17 protein-coding genes are annotated in these 17,722 nt (G+C 64.6%); 8 read left to right on the forward strand and 9 right to left on the reverse strand.

Features of this window, described 5'->3' with window-relative positions; genetic code table 11:
* Positions 1-76: 76 nt before the first annotated feature.
* Complete coding sequence (locus ABIB00_RS01755; protein ID WP_354103169.1) at positions 77-2,914, forward strand: ATP-binding protein; 2,838 nt, start codon at positions 77-79, stop codon at positions 2,912-2,914.
* 744 nt (positions 2,915-3,658) lie between these two features.
* Here the strand turns inward: ABIB00_RS01755 and ABIB00_RS01760 are convergent.
* Entirely contained in the window at positions 3,659-4,330 is a 672-nt protein-coding gene (locus ABIB00_RS01760) for a response regulator (RefSeq protein WP_354103170.1), read from the reverse strand.
* Positions 4,331-4,660: 330 nt separating this feature from the next.
* Here ABIB00_RS01760 and ABIB00_RS01765 point away from each other — a divergent pair, with 330 nt between their 5' ends.
* Complete coding sequence (locus tag ABIB00_RS01765) at positions 4,661-6,286, forward strand: MFS transporter (protein ID WP_354103171.1); 1,626 nt, start codon at positions 4,661-4,663, stop codon at positions 6,284-6,286.
* A gap of 67 nt (positions 6,287-6,353) precedes the next feature.
* On the opposite strand, the gene ABIB00_RS01770 is transcribed toward ABIB00_RS01765, so the two are convergent.
* Positions 6,354-6,827, reverse strand: a complete 474-nt coding sequence (locus tag ABIB00_RS01770; protein WP_354103172.1) for a secondary thiamine-phosphate synthase enzyme YjbQ — start codon at positions 6,825-6,827, stop codon at positions 6,354-6,356.
* A gap of 8 nt (positions 6,828-6,835) precedes the next feature.
* A complete protein-coding gene (locus tag ABIB00_RS01775) occupies positions 6,836-7,357 on the reverse strand; it encodes a hypothetical protein (protein ID WP_354103173.1) in 522 nt (173 codons plus the stop codon).
* Positions 7,358-7,716: 359 nt separating this feature from the next.
* Between ABIB00_RS01775 and ABIB00_RS01780 the strand changes: the two genes are divergently transcribed.
* From ABIB00_RS01780 to ABIB00_RS01800, 5 genes are all read left to right on the forward strand, one after another.
* Positions 7,717-8,091 carry an AtpZ/AtpI family protein gene (locus tag ABIB00_RS01780; RefSeq protein ID WP_018459992.1) on the forward strand — a complete coding sequence of 125 codons (375 nt, stop codon included), beginning with the start codon at positions 7,717-7,719 and terminating at the stop codon, positions 8,089-8,091.
* Between the two features lie 112 nt (positions 8,092-8,203).
* The gene (locus ABIB00_RS01785; RefSeq protein WP_247448414.1) at positions 8,204-8,953 is read left to right on the forward strand and encodes a F0F1 ATP synthase subunit A; all 750 of its coding nucleotides are present in this window, start codon (positions 8,204-8,206) and stop codon (positions 8,951-8,953) included.
* A gap of 53 nt (positions 8,954-9,006) precedes the next feature.
* Positions 9,007-9,237 (forward strand): F0F1 ATP synthase subunit C, encoded by a 231-nt coding sequence (locus tag ABIB00_RS01790; RefSeq protein WP_007599451.1) that lies wholly within the window; start codon positions 9,007-9,009, stop codon positions 9,235-9,237.
* 59 nt (positions 9,238-9,296) lie between these two features.
* Complete coding sequence (locus ABIB00_RS01795) at positions 9,297-9,863, forward strand: F0F1 ATP synthase subunit B family protein (protein WP_247352371.1); 567 nt, start codon at positions 9,297-9,299, stop codon at positions 9,861-9,863.
* Positions 9,864-9,868: 5 nt separating this feature from the next.
* Positions 9,869-10,354 (forward strand): F0F1 ATP synthase subunit B family protein, encoded by a 486-nt coding sequence (locus ABIB00_RS01800; protein WP_247352370.1) that lies wholly within the window; start codon positions 9,869-9,871, stop codon positions 10,352-10,354.
* A 201-nt stretch (positions 10,355-10,555) separates the two neighbouring features.
* Here ABIB00_RS01800 and ABIB00_RS01805 read toward each other — a convergent pair whose 3' ends face one another.
* From ABIB00_RS01805 to ABIB00_RS01825, 5 genes are all read right to left on the reverse strand, one after another.
* The gene (locus ABIB00_RS01805; RefSeq protein ID WP_354103174.1) at positions 10,556-11,212 is read right to left on the reverse strand and encodes a hypothetical protein; all 657 of its coding nucleotides are present in this window, start codon (positions 11,210-11,212) and stop codon (positions 10,556-10,558) included.
* 137 nt (positions 11,213-11,349) lie between these two features.
* Positions 11,350-11,937 (reverse strand): GNAT family N-acetyltransferase, encoded by a 588-nt coding sequence (locus tag ABIB00_RS01810; RefSeq protein ID WP_247448411.1) that lies wholly within the window; start codon positions 11,935-11,937, stop codon positions 11,350-11,352.
* 39 nt (positions 11,938-11,976) lie between these two features.
* On the reverse strand, positions 11,977-13,266 hold the full coding sequence (locus tag ABIB00_RS01815) for a M16 family metallopeptidase (protein WP_247352364.1): 1,290 nt from the start codon (positions 13,264-13,266) through the stop codon (positions 11,977-11,979).
* Positions 13,263-14,681, reverse strand: a complete 1,419-nt coding sequence (thrC, locus tag ABIB00_RS01820) for a threonine synthase (RefSeq protein WP_247352362.1) — start codon at positions 14,679-14,681, stop codon at positions 13,263-13,265. Before thrC ends, ABIB00_RS01815 begins: the two co-directional genes overlap by 4 nt.
* Positions 14,682-15,247: 566 nt before the next feature.
* A complete protein-coding gene (locus ABIB00_RS01825; protein ID WP_247352361.1) occupies positions 15,248-15,892 on the reverse strand; it encodes a response regulator transcription factor in 645 nt (214 codons plus the stop codon).
* 85 nt (positions 15,893-15,977) lie between these two features.
* On the opposite strand from ABIB00_RS01825, the gene ABIB00_RS01830 reads away from it, so the two are divergent.
* Complete coding sequence (locus tag ABIB00_RS01830; RefSeq protein ID WP_354103175.1) at positions 15,978-17,318, forward strand: histidine kinase; 1,341 nt, start codon at positions 15,978-15,980, stop codon at positions 17,316-17,318.
* Here the strand turns inward: ABIB00_RS01830 and ABIB00_RS01835 are convergent.
* Positions 17,315-17,680: a nuclear transport factor 2 family protein gene (locus ABIB00_RS01835; protein WP_247352356.1), complete on the reverse strand. Its 366-nt coding sequence runs from the start codon at positions 17,678-17,680 to the stop codon at positions 17,315-17,317. The genes ABIB00_RS01830 and ABIB00_RS01835 overlap by 4 nt on opposite strands.
* Positions 17,681-17,722: the final 42 nt, after the last annotated feature.

Raw genomic sequence — 17,722 nt, forward strand, 5'->3', positions numbered from 1 at the left:
CGCCGATGCAGGGACGGCCTTGCCGGATCGCGATCATCTGGCTATCCGGTCCCTTCGAAACGATCAGGATTCCGCCATGACCGAGCCGGCCGGCACCGCAACGGGAACCCTGTCGTTTGGACCATTCACCGTGATGCCGCATGAAAGACTCGTGATGCGCGATGGCGTCGCGCTGCCGCTCGGTGCAAAGGCCTTCGACACGCTGATCGCGCTGATGTTGAGGCCGAACGAGGTCGTCAGCAAGTTTGATCTGATGGCGCTGGTGTGGCCCGGCATCACGGTCGAGGAAGCCAATCTGCGCTTTCACGTCGCGGCGCTTCGCAAGGTCCTTGGCGACGGCAAGGACGGCACTCGCTACATCGCCACACTCTCCGGCCGCGGCTATTGCTTCGTGGCGCCGATCTCGCGGGTGGAACTCCCGGCACAGCGGCGCGCCGCACGGCGAACGGAATTGCCGCCGGTCAAACTGCCGAACCGGCTGCAACGGATGGTCGGGCGCGACGATGAAGTCGCCGCCGTCTCCGACAGGCTGATCGGCTCGCGCTTCGTCACGATCGTCGGCCCGGGCGGCGTCGGCAAGACTGCCGTTGCGGTTGCGATCGCTCACGACCTGCTCGAAACATTCTCCGACGCGGCGCACTTTGTTGATCTTGCCGCATTGAGCGATCCCGATCTCGTGATCACCTCGATCCTGCTGATGCTCGGCCTGCCGGCGCAAACCGACGATCCCCTGCCCGCGCTGCTCGCCCATCTCCGGGACAAGCGGATGCTGCTGATCCTCGACAATTGCGAACACGTCGTCGCAGCCGCAGCGCCGCTGGCCGCCGAGATCTTCCACGCCGCACCGCATGTCCACATCCTGGCGACGAGCCGCGAAGCGCTGCGCGTCGAGGGCGAGCAGGTCTATCGATTGGCCCCGCTTGCCGTTCCGCCCGACAAGCCCGGACTGACGGCGGCCGCGGCGCAGGCCTATCCCGCGCTTCAGCTCTTCCTCGAACGTGCCACGGCCGGCGGCGCGCAGATTGCGCTCGACGATGCCAACGCCGCAATCGTCGCCGGCATCTGCCGCAAGCTCGACGGCATGGCGCTGGCGATCGAACTCGCCGCCGGCCGGGTCGAAGCCTACGGCCTGGAGCAGACCGCGACGCTGCTCGACGAGCGCCTCAATCTGCTCTGGCAGGGCCAGCGCACGGCGCCGCCACGACAGAAGACATTGCAGGCGACGCTGGCCTGGAGCTACGGGCTCCTGTCCGACATCGAGCGCCTGGTGCTGCGCCGGCTCGCGGTCTTCGCCGGTCACTTCACCATCGATGCCGCACTGGAGATCGTGCCGGACCAACGGGTCGACCGCTCCCGCCTGTTCGACGCCATCGACGGCCTCGTGGCCAAGTCGATGGTCGCGCCGCGGCCGATCGGCGCCATGATGCGCTATCGTCTGCTCGACACGACGCGCGCCTATCTGCGCGATGTCGGGCCTGATGACGCATCGCTCGCCGCCCGCCACGCAACCTACTACCGGCGATGGCTGGAGCAGGCCGGTAGGACATGGGCCACGGTGCCGAGCGCCGACGAGCGCGCGATCCATTTCTCCGCGCTTCACAACGTCCGCGCCGCGCTGGACTGGTGTTTTGGCGTGAACGGCGATGCCGGCATCGGCGTTACACTCGCTGCTGCGGCGGCTCCCATCTTTCTCGCCATGTCGCTGCTGATCGAATGCCGGCGCTGGTCTGAACGGGCGCTGCTTGCAATCGATCCGTCCTCGCGCGGCAGTGCCGAGGAAATGCACATCCAGGCCGCGCTCGGACTGACCTTGATGTTCACGCGCGGCGGCAGCGAAGCGGCGCGTGCCGCCTTGAGCCGGAGCCTTGCGATCGCCGAGGCGCGCGGCGACGCGCCGAACCAGCTCCAGCTGCTCGGCCGCGTGCATATCTTCCACGAGCGGATGGGACAGTTCGACGCCGCGCTCGGCTATGCGCAGCAAAGCCTCACGGTCGCCGAGACACTCGGCGATGCCGCCTCGCTCGCCCTCGCCCATTCGCTGCTGGGTGTCTCCTTGCATCTGGCCGGCGAGCATCGCGACGCGTTGACCATGCTGGAGGCCGCCTGGCACGGGCCGGGCACGGAACGGATCAGCACCGTCTATGGCTTCGATCACCGCAACCGGGCCGGCATCTCGCTCGCGCGAGAGTTTTGGTTGCAGGGCCGCCCCGCCGATGCGCTGCAACTGGCCCGGCAGACGGTCATCGAGGCCGCGCAGATGGACCATCCGATCACGCTCTGCATCGCGTTGATCTGGGCGGTCTCGATCGATCTCTGGAGCGGAGATCTCGATGGCGCGGAAGAGAACATCGACCGCTTCATCGCCCATGCCGAATCGCGCTCGATGGGCCCTTATCTTGCGGTCGGCCGCGGCGTCAAAGGCGAGCTGGCGATCCGACGCGGCGACTCTGATGGCATCGTGACGATCAGAGCCTGTCTGCGCGAGCTCCACGATGCCGGCTACGAACTGCTCACCACGACGTTCAACATCGCGCTTGTGAACGGTCTTCTGGCGCTCGAGCAAGTCGAACAAGGTGCGCGCCTGCTCGACGATACGATCAGCCTCGTCGATCAGAGCGGCGATCATATGTACATGCCCGAGCTGCTGCGCATGAAGGGCAGGGTTCTCCTGGCCCGCCCGCAGCCCGGGGCCGATCAGGCAGAAGCCCACTTCGTGCAATCACTGGAATTGAGTCGTCGCAAAGGCGCCAAAGCCTGGGAGCTGCGGGCCGCGATCGATCTTGCCGGATTCCTTGCCGAACGCGACCGGCGCGAGGAAGCGAAACGATTGCTTCAATCGGCGCTCGAAGGTTTTGTCGAGGGATCAGAGACGGCGGATATCAGAATAGCCAATGCTTTGCTGCAGACATTATAGGGCGCACCGCATCGTCATTGCGAGCAAGGGGCGGCATCGCCATCCTCCAATGCACATTTGAACTCGCAGACACGCCTTCGCATCCTCGCGGCGCATGCGCCCGAGCTTTGCTTGGTCGCTTCACCCTCTTGTCCAGGAGGGCGCAGGGAAGGCCGGGTGCCGGCTGGCACCCGCGGTCCGCTGCGCGAAAGGTAGCGCAAGGAAACCGCACAGCAGCATACAGGTGTAGCCAAATCACTCGGCCTTCCCTGCGCAGTGGCTTTACGGCTTATGCCGTGCTCTCCCGGGAGCCGAGTTCCTGTTGGCCTCCCTCGCCTTCACGAAAGTCGCGGACACCGCGCCGGTTGACGCGAATGCCGCTTCCGCAAAGGCTTGACCGTAGCAACGACGGCCAGGACCACACGGTTTTGCCGTACGCACGGCCCGCCATTTCGCCACAGGGTCCGACGGCGTTGTGCACGTTGCCATCGAAATACTGGCGAGACGAACCTGACAGCGCCGCTCGTCGGCACGAAGCCTCGGGCTCACGGAGAGCAATCCGCCCTGCCCGGACTTTCGCGCCCGACGCTGTCGCGTCCACCGCAAGCCCGGCTCTACGACCATCACGACACATGGTCGCCCCTCAAGGGTGAGCCGGGATGGACGACATATACGCCAAAACCGAATTTCGGTAAAGTGGAATATTTTCGCGCTGGCGGATTGACAGGGGGGCGACACAGACGCGGTCGCGCAGCTCGCTCAGGCTCACCCCGTCGGGGTGCCCTGCCTCCACTGGCCGCCGGCGATCTTCGCGGCGGCGATGACGGCTTGGGTGCGGCTTTCGACGCCGAGCTTTTGCAGGATGGCCGAGACGTGCGCCTTGATGGTGGCCTCGGAGACGCCGAGCTCATAGGCGATCTGCTTGTTGAGCAGCCCCTCCGACAGCATCATCAGGACCCGCACCTGTTGCGGCGTCAGCGTCACCAGACGGTCGCGCAGCTTCGTCATGTCCGGGTCGGCGGCGGCCGACAGGTCGGTGTCGGCGGGAACCCAGACGTCACCCTCCATCACCTTGAGGATGGCATCGCGCAGGGTCTCGACGCCGAACCGCTTCGGGATGAAACCCGAGGCGCCGAAATCGAGCGAGCGGCGGATCGTGGCGCTGTCGTCGGAGGCCGAGACGATGACCACCGGGATCGCCGGATATTGGGCGCGCAGATAAATCAGACCGGAAAATCCGGAAATCCCGGGCATCGAGAGGTCGAGCAGGATCAGGTCGACGTCAGAGGTCTGTTCCAAAAGCTTGGTCAGATCCTCGAACGATCCGGCCTCGTCGATCCTGGCCGAGGTCAGGACGCCCGCCACCGCCTGCCGCAACGCGTCACGGAACAGCGGATGGTCATCGGCAATGACGAGATGGGTGGAAGGAGCGTTCATCGATCTCTTGCTGTCGTTCGCGCCGGGCGGCGAGTCAACGCCGCGGCACCCTAATTCTTCCCTGAGCGGGCGTGGCATGCAAGGGCGCATTATTCCTTTGCAGCAAAGGGGTTAATCCGGAGGCCACGCGGCGGCCCGATATCCGCCGTCAGCTGCGCGTCAGTGCGAAAGGCCGAAAGTCGTATTGGGGCGGGTTTCACGCCAATGTTACCTTGAGGGCAAGACCTAGGTTGATCCGGCCCGCCCGGACACCTAGGGCGTGAGGAAACGATTTTCGGGGAGCGACTCAACATGTCGACAATGGCTGTGTCTCAAGCACGCGCGGGAGGGATGACGAAAGACGAACGGTTCGTCATTCTCGCCTCCTCGCTCGGTACCGTCTTCGAGTGGTACGACTTCTATCTTTACGGGTCGCTGGCCGGCATCATCGGCGCGCAGTTCTTCTCGGCCTATCCCCCGGCAACCCGCGACATCTTCGCGCTGCTGGCCTTCGCGGCAGGCTTCCTGGTGCGCCCGTTCGGCGCGATCGTGTTCGGCCGTATCGGCGACATCGTCGGCCGCAAATACACCTTCCTCGTCACTATCCTGATCATGGGTCTGTCGACCTTCATCGTCGGCCTGCTGCCCAACGCGGCGACCATCGGCATCGCGGCCCCGATCATCCTGATCGCGCTGCGCCTCGCCCAGGGCCTGGCGCTCGGCGGTGAATATGGCGGTGCGGCAACCTACGTCGCGGAGCATGCTCCGAACGGCAAGCGCGGCTACTACACCTCCTTCATCCAGACCACGGCGACGCTCGGCCTGTTCCTGTCGCTGCTGGTGATCCTGTTCACGCGCTCCGCGCTCGGCGAACCCGAGTTCGCGGCGTGGGGCTGGCGCATTCCGTTCCTGGTCTCTGTGCTGCTGCTTGGCGTCTCGGTCTGGATCCGGCTTCGTCTCAACGAATCCCCGATCTTCCAGAAGATGAAGGACGAGGGGAAGAGCTCGAAGGCCCCGCTGACGGAAGCCTTCGGCAATTGGCAGAACGGCAAGCTCGTGCTGCTGGCGCTGCTTGGCGGCGTGATGGGCCAGGGCGTGGTCTGGTACACCGGCCAGTTCTACGCATTGTTCTTCCTGCAATCGATCCTCAAGGTCGACGGCTACACCGCCAACCTGCTGATCGCCTGGTCGCTGCTGCTCGGCACCGGCTTCTTCATCGTGTTCGGCATGCTCTCCGACAAGATCGGCCGCAAGCCGATCATCCTCGGCGGCTGTCTGATCGCGGCGCTCACTTTCTTCCCGATCTTCAAGATGATCACCACCAACGCCAATCCTGCGCTGGAAAAGGCGATCGAGTCGGTCAAGGTCGAGGTGGTGGCGGATCCCGCAGGTTGCGGCGACCTGTTCAACCCGGTCGGCACCCGCGTCTTCAGCTCGCCTTGCGACACCGCACGTGCCTACCTGTCGCAGTCGTCGGTCAAGTACACGACCACGCCAGGTGCGGCCGGCTCCGGCGTGAAGGTGATGGTCAACGGCAAGGAAGTTGCCTACGCCAACGCCAAGGACGGTAATCCGGCGCTCCTCGCCGCCGCGCAGGCAGCCGGGTATCCGAAGGCCGGCGATACGGGCATCGTGAAGATGGCGCATCCGTTCGACATCTTCCGTCCGCAGGTAGCCGCGGTTGTCGGACTGCTGTTCGTCCTGGTGCTCTTCGTCACCATGGTGTACGGCCCGATCGCCGCGATGCTGGTCGAACTGTTCCCGACCCGCATCCGATACACCTCGATGTCGCTGCCCTACCATATCGGCAACGGCTGGTTCGGTGGCCTCTTGCCGGCGACCGCCTTCGCCATCGTGGCCTCGACGGGCGATATCTATGCGGGCCTCTGGTATCCGGTCATCTTCGCATCGATTACCGTCGTGATCGGCTTGTTCTTCCTGCCCGAGACCAAGGACGTCGACATCAAGGCGACCTGATCGGCGGCATATCCAAATCAACACGAACCGGCCGCGGATCGCTCCGCGGCCGGTTTTCTTTTGGGCTCTACTGATTGCCGCCGATGAATTGCAGCACGATTTCGCGCCGGTGCGGGCGCTTGCGGTGCTCGATCAGATAGATCGCCTGCCAGGTACCGAGCATGAGCTTGCCGTTCAGGACCGGGACCTGAAGCGAAGTCTGCGTCAGCATGGTCTTCACGTGCGCCGGCATGTCGTCGGGTCCCTCGGTATCATGCGTCCATCCGGCGTTCTCCGGCGCGAGCCGGGACAGCGCGGTGGTGAGATCGACGAGCACGGAGGAGTCGGCGTTCTCCTGGATCGTCAGCGACGCCGAGGTGTGACGGATGAACAATGTCAACGCGCCGTCTCGCGCGCCCGCCTCGGCGACGAATTTCGCAGCTTCGCCGGTGAGATCGGTGAAGCCGCGGCCCGGCGTCTGCACGGTCAGCAGCGACGATGCGATGGCGGTGACTTGCACAGTCGACGGCGCAGAGCGTGCGAAGCGTTTCTCAGATGCCATTCAAACTCTCAAATCTTCCCCGACACGTCCTTCTGCACGCGGTTGGCCATGTCGATCAGCCGGCGCCAGGCCTTTTCCAGGAACGACATCACGCGATCGACGTCCTGGTCGCTCGGCAGGGGGATCTCGATCCTGCGGTCACCCTCGGCGGCCTTCGGCTCCGCCTTCTTGAACTGATCGGATTTCGGCAGCGCCTCGTCGATCTTGCCTGATACGGTCGGCCCCGCCGCGAGCCGTCCCTTCAGCGTCTCGACTTCAGCCTGCAGCCGGCCGATCTCGGCGTCGAGCGCGGTCCGCTCGTCGGGCACCGCGTAGCAGGCCCAACCGGCGCCGCTCCGGGTACAGGTCGATACCGTGCCGGTGCGGGTGTCGAGCCGCAGCACGCCCTCAGGGATGGGGGTCATGCTGTAGCGGCCGTTTTCACTGTCGGGTGCGGATTGCGCAGCGAGGCAGCCGCCGCTGATGGTCATCACCGCGGCGAACGCCGCAGCCGCAAGCCATGATGTTGTGGATGAATTCGCTGGTCTCATCGCGCTCTCCGCCACGACGCGAAAGGTGGCTCTCGCAAATTCTACACCCCCGCGAGGCGATCCGTCGCCCAAAACGCGCCCCTGATATCAACGAGGGCAGTGCCCTCTTTGATCCCGACAGCGGGGCGAAATGGCGACGGCATTCGCCGATCATGCGGAGAGCTGCTGCGGTGCGGCGTCACGCTGTGTGCAGCACTGCCGCGCGCGCCAATATTGTAAAATAAATCAGATACATAACAGGAATGGACACAATCGTGACTTGGCTTGACTTGATTATGGCCCATCAGTATGGTCCGCGCGGCTTTTGAGGGTGGCGGGCGTAATTTCCATTCAGCCGCGGCGTTTCGGGTCTTCGTTGCATGACACAGGGCACGGGACACGGCGAGAATGGAGATCGCGATAGATCGCCCGAGGAAGCTGCGCTTTCCGAACGGCTCGGAAATCTTGATCAGCGGTTGTCCGAATTTCGCGGCCGCCACGTCAAGACCGAGCAACCCGCAGGTGACGGTGAGGACAGAGCGGCCAGAGCCTCGGCGATGGCGCTTGGTTTCCGGTTATCCTCCGAGTTGGTCGCCGGGGTCGTTGTCGGAGCGGGGATTGGCTGGGGTTTCGACCGCTTGCTGTCGACGTCGCCTTTCGGATTTATCGTGTTCCTGCTGCTGGGCTTCGTGGCCGGCGTGGTGAACGTGGTGAGAACGGCAGGCGCGGGTCAAAACAGACGCGGTGGTTCTTAAGCGATCCACACCAGGAGAGGAATGATCGTGCCGGCTTCGCCGGTACGGGCCGGCCCGACCGGCAGACCGAGACCCGCCGGCATTGCCCGGCAGACCAAGAGATGCTGCGCTGATGAAAATCGACCCGATCCACCAGTTCAACATCGAGCCTCTCTTCACCCTGGGCCATATCGGCAATCACACGATCGCCTTCACCAATTCGTCGCTCTACATGCTGGTGGCGGTCGCGATCATCTCGATCCTGATGCTTGCCAGCGGCACGCAACTGGTTCCCGGGCGCCTTCAGTCGGTCGCCGAAATCTCCTACGAGTTCGTCGCCTCGACCATCCGTTCGACGGCCGGCGCGGAAGGCATGAAGTTCTTCCCGCTGATCTTCTCGCTGTTCATGTTCCTCTGCGTCTCGAACCTCGTGGGTATCATCCCCTATACCTTCACGATTGCGAGCCATCTGATCGTGACGGGAGCGCTCGCGCTGCTGGTGTTCTTCACCGTCCTGATCTACGGCCTCTACAAGAATGGCCTGAAATTCTTCAAGATTTTCGTTCCCCAGGGCGTCCCGATCTACATCCTGCCGCTGGTCATGTTCATCGAGATCCTGTCGTTCTTCCTGCGGCCGGTCTCCCACAGTGTCCGTCTCTTCGCCAACATGCTGGCCGGCCACATCGCGCTGAAGGTGTTCGCGGGCTTCGTCGCCATGCTCGGCTTCTCGCTCGGCGCCGTCGGCTGGGTCGGCGGCGTGCTGCCGCTGGCGCTCACGGTCGCGCTGTACGCTCTCGAGATTCTGGTCGCGTTCCTGCAGGCCTATGTGTTTGCGATCCTGACCTGCATCTACCTCAACGACGCCATTCATCCGGGACACTGAGCGGTCCGGGGAATTTCCACCCACAACCCAATCTTTCTTCCAAGGAGTCTAAAATGGATCCGGCAGCAGCAAAACTTATCGGCGCGGGCATCGCATGCATCGGCATGGGCGGCGCGGGCGTCGGCGTCGGCGTGATCTTCGGCAACTACCTCGCCGCAGCCGTTCGCAACCCTTCGGCTGCTCAGGGCCAGTTCGGCAATTTGATCTTCGGCTTCGCCGTGACCGAAGCGCTCGGCATTTTCTCGCTGCTGATCGCGCTGCTGCTGCTGTTCGTTCCGCTCTGAGGACGTGTTTCGCGCCGCTTCAACCGAAGCGGCGCGCATGACTGCAACAGGAGTACTCCATGGCTGAAAGTCATGGCGGCGCAAAAGGTCCGGCGGCGGGCGCCCACACCGAGGCTGACGGTAGTCACCACGGTGGCGGCTTCCCGCCGTTCGAGAGCAGCAGCTTCGCTTCACAGCTGGTGTCGCTCGCGATCTTCTTCGTCCTGCTTTACGTGATCGTGTCCAAGCTCGCTCTGCCGCGTATCGGCGGTGCGATCGAGGCGCGTCAGAACAAGATCGAGGGTGACCTCGCCGAAGCGCAGAAGCTGAAGGACCAGTCCGACGCCGCGCTGAAGGCCTATGAAAGCGAGCTCGCCTCGGCGCGCACGCGAGCACAGGCGATCGGCAACGAATCCCGCGAGAAGGCGAATGCGCAGGCGGAAGCCGAGCGCAAGACGCTGGAAGAACAGCTGGCGGCCAGGCTCGCCGGGGCCGAGAAGACCATCGCCTCGACCCGCACCGCCGCCATGAGCAACGTCCGCGGCATCGCAGCCGATGCGGCCGGCCAGATCGTGCAGCAGCTTACCGGCGTCGTTCCCGACGCCGCGTCGGTCAATGCCGCGGTCGATGCGTCCTTGAAGGGTTAGTCGATATGTTCTTCGAACCTGAATTTTGGGTCGCCGTCGCCTTCGTCATCCTGATGCTCGTGTTTGCCTATCTCGGCATCCACAAGACCCTGCTGACGACGCTCGATCATCGCGCAGCCCGCATCAAGGCCGAGCTCGACGACGCGACGCGCCTCAAGCAGGAGGCGGCCAAGGTGCTCGCCGACTACAAGGCGCGCACCGCGACGGCCGAGCGCGAGGCTGCCGACATCATCGCCAACGCCAAGTCCGAAGCCGAGCGCATCGCGACCGAGGCCAAGGCGAAGATGGAAGACTTCGTCGCCCGCAGAACCAAGACCGCGGAAGGCAAGATCGCGCTCGCCGAGGCCCAGGCGGTGGCCGATGTCCGCGCCGCAGCCGCGGAAGCTGCCGTCCAGGCCGCCTCCACGATCCTGTCGCAGTCGGTCAAGGGCAACGTCGCCGACGATCTGCTCGCCAAGGGCATCACCGAGGTTCGGCAGAAGCTGAACTGAGGGGTCTCGCTTCACCAATCAGAAAGCCGGCGCGATGAGTGCCGGCTTTTTTGTTTGTCGGGCACTGCATCGGCAAGCCTGATGTCATCGCCTGCGAAGGCGGGCGATCCACAGTATTCCAGAGACAGTCCTGATCAATCGAGAAGCCGCGGCGTACTGGATGCCCCGCCTTCGCGGGGCATGACAACTATCTTTTCGTGGTTACTTCTTCTTCCCCCGCGCCTTCGGCTCGGGCGAGAGCGCTTGCGGGTCGAAGCCGACATAGAAGATGTAGGAATCGGCGGCCTTGGCCGAAGGCATCGGGTAGGCCAGATCCTCGGCGACGAACGTGAAGGGCACGCTGCCGCCCTCCGACATCTCGACGGTGGTCCGGTAGGCCTTCGAGGCGATCACCTTCTCGCCGACGCCGCCCTGCACCACGGCGATGCGCAAGGGCACCTCGACGGTCGCAGGCGCACCGGCGGGACCGGCGATGACGCGGCCCTGAATGCCGATCCGGGCCGTGATATCGGCACCGTTCCGGGTACATTCACGCGCCATCTTGGTGATCGTAGCCTGGAAGCGGATCTCATTGCCGACGGCCGGCTTGCCGGTGGCGCCAACCGCGTAGGTCGAGGCCCCCGCGCGCACCGTAACCTGCGGACAATCGACGTCGTCTTCGGCCGCCGGCTGGCCTGGCGCAGGCGCCGGCTTGGGCTGTGCCGGCTCGTCGGACTTGCCGCCGAACAGGCCCTTGAATCGATCGGTCAGCGATTGCGCCGCGACCGGCGAGACGGAGACGAGCGCAACCGACAACACCAGCGCGACCGCTGTCACCCGCCGCAACGCATTCCGCGACGACCGAAACTTCTGCACCATCAACGCCCATACTCCACGACAACATCCCGGCCGATCGCCGGCCGGCCTTGCGCCGTTATATCGTCAAAACCGGCGAACCCAAGGCAAGCACAACAAGGCAGCAAACAAGGAGACTTTGGCCACATGAATGAACGGGCTCAGCCGCGGAAATCCTCGTGCAGCAGGCCGAACAGCAGATGGTCCTGCCAGACCCCGTTGATGCAGAGATAGCGGCGCGCCAACCCCTCGCGGGAGAAGCCGCACTTTTCCAGCACCCGGATCGACGGCGCATTGGTCGGAATGCAGGCGGCCTCGACCCGGTGCAGATTGAGTTCGCCGAACAGCGTCGGCAGCAGCACCCGCAGCGCGGCCGTCATGTAGCCGCGCTGGGCGTTGGGCTTCCCGACCCAATAGCCGATGGTGCCGGCCTGGACGATGCCGCGCCGGACATTGGCGAGCGTGATGCCGCCGAGCATGGCGCCGTCGAGCTCGCGGAAGATCAGAAAGGGATAGGAACGGTCCGCGGCGATGTCCTCGGAATAGCGGCGCAGGCGGCGACGGAAGCCGGAGCGGGTGAGATCGTCCGACGGCCAGATCGGCTCCCAGGGCGTCAGATAATCGCGGCTGGACTCGCGCAGATGCGCCCACTGCAGGAAGTCCGACATCTGCGGCGCGCGTAGCAACAGGCCGTTGCCGCGCGGCGCCAGCGCGGCAGGTCCACTGGATGGCAGGCGAAAGAGGGCCATGGTGATGCTTCCCGGGGCAGATCAGCCCGTGCGCGGCTCCTAATGCAGCCGCGCTTTGGCGCGTGCCCGGGTCAATCCTTCCGCAAAAGACACCGCCGTGTCCAGACCCCTGCCGCTGCCTAATGCGACAACCGCAGGGCGGCTGCGCGAAAGCAGCGCACGCGCCGCATCCCGGGTCGATTCGACGCTGACGGCGTCGATCCGGGCCACCAGCTCCTCGGCGGTCTGGGGCCGGCCATAGGCCAGCACATGGCGGGCGAGCTGCTCGGCGCGCGACGAGCAGCTCTCCAGCGCCATCAGCAGGCCCGCCTTCATCTGCGCCTTGGCCCGCGCGATTTCGACCTCGGTCAGGGTCTCCACCGAATCGTTCATGATGTCGACCACGACTTCCATCATCTCGGGCGCATCGGCCGGATCGGTGCCGGTGTAGAGGCCGAAGAATCCGGTGTCGGTATAGGGCGCGTGGAACGAGTAGATTGAGTAACAGAGGCCGCGCTTCTCGCGGACCTCCTGGAACAGCCGCGACGACATCCCGCCGCCGAGGATGTTGGTGAAGACCTGGAGCGAGAACAGCGACAGATCGCCCTGCGGCACGCCTTCCAGCGCCAGCGTCAGATGCGCCTGCTCGAGCTCGCGATGCACCACCTTGGTGCCGCCCTTGCCGAACTGTGCGGATTGCGGCTTCGGACCCGGCGTCCCCTCAAAACTGGCAAAGCGGTGCTCGACCTCGGCGACCACCTGCTTGTGATCGACCGCGCCGGCCGCCGCCACCACCATGTCGGGCCCGCGATAATGCGTCGACAGATAGTCGCGCAGCGAGTCGCGGCTGAAGGCACGCAAGGTCTTCGCAGTGCCGAGTAGCGAACGGCCCATCGGCTGGTCGGGATAACAGAGCTCGTTGAGATGCTCGAACACCACGTCGTCGGGCGTGTCCTGCGCCGCGCCGATCTCCTGCACGATGACGTTCTTCTCGCGCTCGAGCTCGTCGGGCTCGAAGGCGGGATTGGCGAGGATGTCGGCGAGCACGTCGAGTGCGAGCGGCACGTCGGCCTTCAGCACCCGCGCGTAATAGGACGTGGTCTCGGTCGAGGTGCCGGCATTGAGGTCGCCGCCGACCGCCTCGATCTCCTCCACGATCTCGCGCGAGGAGCGTTTCGTCGTGCCCTTGAACGCCATGTGTTCGAGAAGATGCGAGATGCCGTGCTCGTTGGGCTTCTCGTCGCGCCCGCCGACGCCGGCCCAGACGCCGAGCGCCGCCGTTTCGAGATGCGGCATCTTGTCGGTGACGACGGTCAGGCCGGACGCAAGCTTGGAAATCTCGACGCTCATCCGGCAACTCCCTGTTTCGCGGCGCGGCTGACCGACAGCACGAACCGCTCGACCTCGGCCTGGTCGTTCTTCATCACCTTCATGTGTTCGGATTTGGTCATCAGACCGTCGAGCCAGGCCGGCAGTTGCGGCCGCTGGCCGCAGGCCGCCTCGACCGCGTCGGGGAATTTGGCCGGATGGGCGGTGGACAGCACGATGCTGGGAACCGTCGTGTCGGTGGTGTCGCGATCGGCGACCGCGAGCGCGACCGCGGTGTGGGGATCGACCAACTCGCCCGCCTCGCGCCAGGCGGCGCGGATCGCGGCCGCGGTCTCGGTCTCGTCGGCGCGGCCCGCGTCGAATTCCTCGCGGATCGCGGCCAGCGTCGCATCGGGCAGCACGAAGCGCCCCGACTGCTTCAGCGAATCCATCAGCCGGCGCACGCCGGCGGCATCGCGCCCGCCAGCCTCGAACAGCAGCCGCTCGAAATTCGAGGAGATCTGGATGTCCATCGACGGCGACGCCGTCGCGTGCACCTCGCGCACCTCGTAGATCCCGGTCTTCAGCGTGCGCGCCAGGATGTCGTTGACGTTGGCGGCGATGCCTAGAGTCCGCACCGGAAGACCCATGCGCTTGGCGACATAGCCGGCAAAGATGTCGCCGAAATTGCCGGTCGGCACGACGAAGTCCACCGCGCGCGCCGGCGCGCCGGCGGCAATGGCGGAGGTGAAATAGTAGACCACCTGGGAGACGATGCGCGCCCAATTGATGGAATTGACGCCGGACAGCGAGGTCGCATCGCGGAAGCGATGGTTGTTGAACATCCCCTTCACGAGCGCCTGGCAATCGTCGAAATTGCCTTCGATGGCGAGCGCGTGGACATTGGCCGCGCCTGTCGAGGTCATCATCCGCCGCTGCACCTCGGAAATGCGGCCGTGCGGAAACAGCACGATGAGATCGACATTCTCGAGCCCCGCGAACGCGTCGACCGCAGCACCGCCGGTGTCGCCGGAGGTCGCGACCACGATGGTGGTGCGCTGGCCGCGCTTGGCAAGCACATGGTCCATCAGCCGCGAGATCAGCTGCATCGCCACATCCTTGAAGGCGAGCGTCGGACCGTGGAACAGCTCCAGCACGAACTGGTGCGCCGCCATCTGGCGCAGCGGCACCACCGCCGGATGGCGGAAGGTGGCGTAGGCCTCGTTCGCCATGCGGCCGAGTTCGGCATCCGATATCTCGCCGCCAACAAAGGGGCGGATCACCTCGACCGCGACCTCCCAATAGGGACGACCGAAGAAGCCGGCGATGGCCTCAGTCGAGAGTTGCGGCCAGACGGCCGGCACATACAGGCCGCCGTCGCGGGCAAGCCCGGTCAGCATCACGTCGCAGAAGCCGAGTTCGGGGGCCTCGCCCCGGGTCGAGATATAACGAGTCAAACTGCCCTCCAAAGGCCGGCCGAGCCTGAGCTCGATCCGCAAGCCTTTGATTTTACGAAACTACTTGTTAACAGCCAGAGGCTTGGGCCACCATAAAGTGTTTTGCGGCATCGGGAAACCGCTTCGCGTCCCTGCCGATCCAACGAAAAAGGGCTGCCCAATAAAAAGGGCTGCGGCAATGCCGCAGCCCTCTCTCTTGGAAGGTCTGTCGTTGATGTGTGCAGACCAGTTTGCCTCTTGGGGTCGCTGCCCCGCTAAAACTGTTCGCGCAAGCTTTCGTCGCCTGTCACGACATCGTCAAGAGCCAAAACGGCGCGTGAGAGAAGATGTTCCTATTTTTCCCGGCAATGCCTCGGCGTCAACAAATGCTCGCGAGCGATTTCTTGTCGCACATTGCCATTATTTCCCGAATGACCGGACAGTTCCGGAACGAACTGCCGGCTCGGTCCATTGTGTCGGCGGATGGTATCGGCGCTATCCATGCATTGCCCGGCTCAGCGCCGAGACCGCTCCGCCCCGCCGAACCGGCAGCATCCTGGAGCAGCCGGTTCGGCGCTCTGGGCGTGTCAGCTCATCCCGATTTCCACCGCGATCCGGATCAGATCGGAATGGTTCTTGGCACCGAGTTTCTGCTTGAGCAGGGACGTGGTGTTGGCCACGGTCTTGTAAGAAATGCCGAGCGCCTCGGCGACCTCCACGATCTTGTCGCCTCGCCCCAGCAGGCGAAGAATCTCGAGCTCCCGCGGCGTCATCTGCGAGGCCGGGTTGGCCTTGATCGCCGCGCCGGAAAACGTCACGGCTTCCGCGAGCTGCGGCGAGATGAAATTGTCGCCCGCGACCACCTTGCGCACCGCCTTGAGCAGGATCCGGGGATCGTCGCCCTTGGAGACATAGCCCTGCGCCCCAAGCTCGACCGCCCGCACCACGAAGGCCGGATCGTCATTCATGCTGAACATGATGATCTTGGCGTCCGGATCGTCCTTGCGAATGCGCCGCATGAGTTCGAAGCCGGAGACATCCGGCAGGCTGATGTCGATCACGGTGACGTCGGGCCGCTTGCTGACATAGGCGCGATGCCCGGATTTGGCGTCGGCCGCCTCTTCGATCCGGATCGAATGGTCGGAGGCGAACAGGGTGCGGCAACCGGACAGCACCACGGGATGGTCGTCAACGATCAGGACTCGGGTTGCCGGCTTAGTGGAATCTTGCATCGCAGCTCTCTTGCTTTTCGACTCATAGACCCCCGGGAACAAATGGAAAGAGCAAATCCGGCCGATGCGCGTTAGAATTGACCTAATGTGGCAACGCCTCTCGTTCAGAACCCAACTGTTCCTGCCGCTCGGCACGGGCTTCCTCGCCGCGCTGATCATGGGCGGCGTGCTGCTTCAAACCTTCGCGGCCGGGCAACTGGCCGACGAGAACGAGCCGGGGCGGCGTTTGACCCAGACGGTTGCCGCCGCGCTCAACAACACCCTGCGCACCTCGAACACTCCGCGGCAGACCCTCGACGCCTTTGTCCATTCTCTGGACATCTCCTCTGATATCCAATTCCGTGCTGTGGACGCCGGTCCCGCATCTTCAGCGAAGGACGGTCTGCGCAAGCCGCATGGCGTGCCGCAATGGTTTGTCGACCTGCTCACCATTCCGGATATGGACACGGCAACTCCGGTGATGATCGGCGGCCAGCGTGTCGGCGATCTCCTCTTCCTGCCGGACCTGTCGGCCGACCTGTTCGAGAAGTGGATCGGCTTTCTCGCGCTGACCACCCTCGTCGCCGTGCTGATGGTGCTCACCGGCACAATTGCGTATGTTTTCGCCGGATCGGCCCTGCGCCCGCTGCAATATCTCGGCGAAGGCCTCACGCGGATACGGCGCGGCGACTACGCGACGCCGATCCCGGTCGGAGGTCCGCCGGAAATCCGGCAAAGCTGCGAGGAGGCCAATGCGCTGGCCGCAACGCTGGCCCAATTGAGCCAGGACAATCGCGACCTGCTGCACCGCCTAGTGTCGCTCCAGGACGACGAGCGGCGCGATCTCGCGCGCGAACTGCACGACGAACTCGGCCCGTTGCTGTTCAGCATTCGCGTCGGCACGATCGCATTGGTCGAGGCCTCGCCTACGGCGGGACATCTCGGCAATTCGGCGGAAGAGGTGTTGCAATCGGTCGAGGCACTCCAGCAGACCAACCGCCGCATCCTCGACCGCTTGCGACCGCTCTACATCGAGGAATTGGGTCTGGAGACCAGCGTGCAGACGCTGCTCCGCAACTTTCGCAAGCAAGCCCCGTATGTCGGCCTGACGGACACGATTGATCCGGATCTCAACGGGATCGACGGGCCGCTGGCTCAGACCGTCTATCGCGTGATTCAGGAGGCGCTGACCAACGTGCTGCGCCATGCCGGCGCCAGCAATGCCCATGTGCAGGCGACCTTCGCCGGCGAGACGGTCGTCATCGAGATTTCCGACGACGGCGGCGGCTTTCCCGAAGGCGATTTGTTCGGCCGTGGCCTGACCGGCATGCATGAGCGCGTGCGCGCGCTCAGCGGATCGCTGTCACTGCTGCGCGCGGATGAACGAACCTATGTACGCTGCCGCCTTCCCGCCGAACCGGCAGGCGAGGCACCGGTCACCGATTAGCACGCACAGCCAAGGTGCGTGTTCTGCCGCGCCGGCTCGCACAGCGTGGTGCGTATCTTGCCGTCCGGGCTGAAGCAAAACGAGGCGCGGATGCGCAGGGCGCCGGCGACGGAATATTCGAGATCGACGCCGTGGGGCGCGGGATGGATTTCCTCCAGCCCGAAACCTGCCGACGAGAAAGCGCTGAGCCGCGGCTGCCAATAGGCTTCGAGCTCGGTGCGGCCGCGATAGCGCTGCGTGCCGTTACACGTGCATTCGACCTGGCCGTCGTCCGCATAGAGGTCGAGCAGCGTCGCGAGATCGCCCTTCCTGCAGGCATCCACCCAGTCGACGACAATTCCCATCTGGTCGAAATCGCTCACGCCGCAATCCTGTCTGCCGCGGAAAATCACCGGTTGCTTAGG

This window comes from Bradyrhizobium sp. LB14.3, from assembly GCF_040547985.1.
Lineage (GTDB): Bacteria > Pseudomonadota > Alphaproteobacteria > Rhizobiales > Xanthobacteraceae > Bradyrhizobium.

What these genes read in the sequence shown, in the direction of transcription:
- ABIB00_RS01800 (WP_247352370.1), top strand. Translation starts at nt 9,869, where the DNA reads ATGTTCTTCGAACCTGAATTTTGGGTCGCCGTCGCCTTCGTCATCCTG.
- ABIB00_RS01770 (WP_354103172.1), bottom strand. Translation starts at nt 6,827, where the DNA reads ATGGCATCTGAGAAACGCTTCGCACGCTCTGCGCCGTCGACTGTGCAA.
- ABIB00_RS01795 (WP_247352371.1), top strand. Translation starts at nt 9,297, where the DNA reads ATGGCTGAAAGTCATGGCGGCGCAAAAGGTCCGGCGGCGGGCGCCCAC.
- ABIB00_RS01825 (WP_247352361.1), bottom strand. Translation starts at nt 15,892, where the DNA reads ATGCAAGATTCCACTAAGCCGGCAACCCGAGTCCTGATCGTTGACGAC.
- ABIB00_RS01810 (WP_247448411.1), bottom strand. Translation starts at nt 11,937, where the DNA reads ATGGCCCTCTTTCGCCTGCCATCCAGTGGACCTGCCGCGCTGGCGCCG.
- ABIB00_RS01790 (WP_007599451.1), top strand. Translation starts at nt 9,007, where the DNA reads ATGGATCCGGCAGCAGCAAAACTTATCGGCGCGGGCATCGCATGCATC.
- ABIB00_RS01765 (WP_354103171.1), top strand. Translation starts at nt 4,661, where the DNA reads ATGACGAAAGACGAACGGTTCGTCATTCTCGCCTCCTCGCTCGGTACC.
- ABIB00_RS01760 (WP_354103170.1), bottom strand. Translation starts at nt 4,330, where the DNA reads ATGAACGCTCCTTCCACCCATCTCGTCATTGCCGATGACCATCCGCTG.
- ABIB00_RS01775 (WP_354103173.1), bottom strand. Translation starts at nt 7,357, where the DNA reads ATGAGACCAGCGAATTCATCCACAACATCATGGCTTGCGGCTGCGGCG.
- ABIB00_RS01830 (WP_354103175.1), top strand. Translation starts at nt 15,978, where the DNA reads ATGTGGCAACGCCTCTCGTTCAGAACCCAACTGTTCCTGCCGCTCGGC.
- ABIB00_RS01815 (WP_247352364.1), bottom strand. Translation starts at nt 13,266, where the DNA reads ATGAGCGTCGAGATTTCCAAGCTTGCGTCCGGCCTGACCGTCGTCACC.
- ABIB00_RS01780 (WP_018459992.1), top strand. Translation starts at nt 7,717, where the DNA reads ATGACACAGGGCACGGGACACGGCGAGAATGGAGATCGCGATAGATCG.
- ABIB00_RS01805 (WP_354103174.1), bottom strand. Translation starts at nt 11,212, where the DNA reads ATGGTGCAGAAGTTTCGGTCGTCGCGGAATGCGTTGCGGCGGGTGACA.
- ABIB00_RS01755 (WP_354103169.1), top strand. Translation starts at nt 77, where the DNA reads ATGACCGAGCCGGCCGGCACCGCAACGGGAACCCTGTCGTTTGGACCA.
- ABIB00_RS01785 (WP_247448414.1), top strand. Translation starts at nt 8,204, where the DNA reads ATGAAAATCGACCCGATCCACCAGTTCAACATCGAGCCTCTCTTCACC.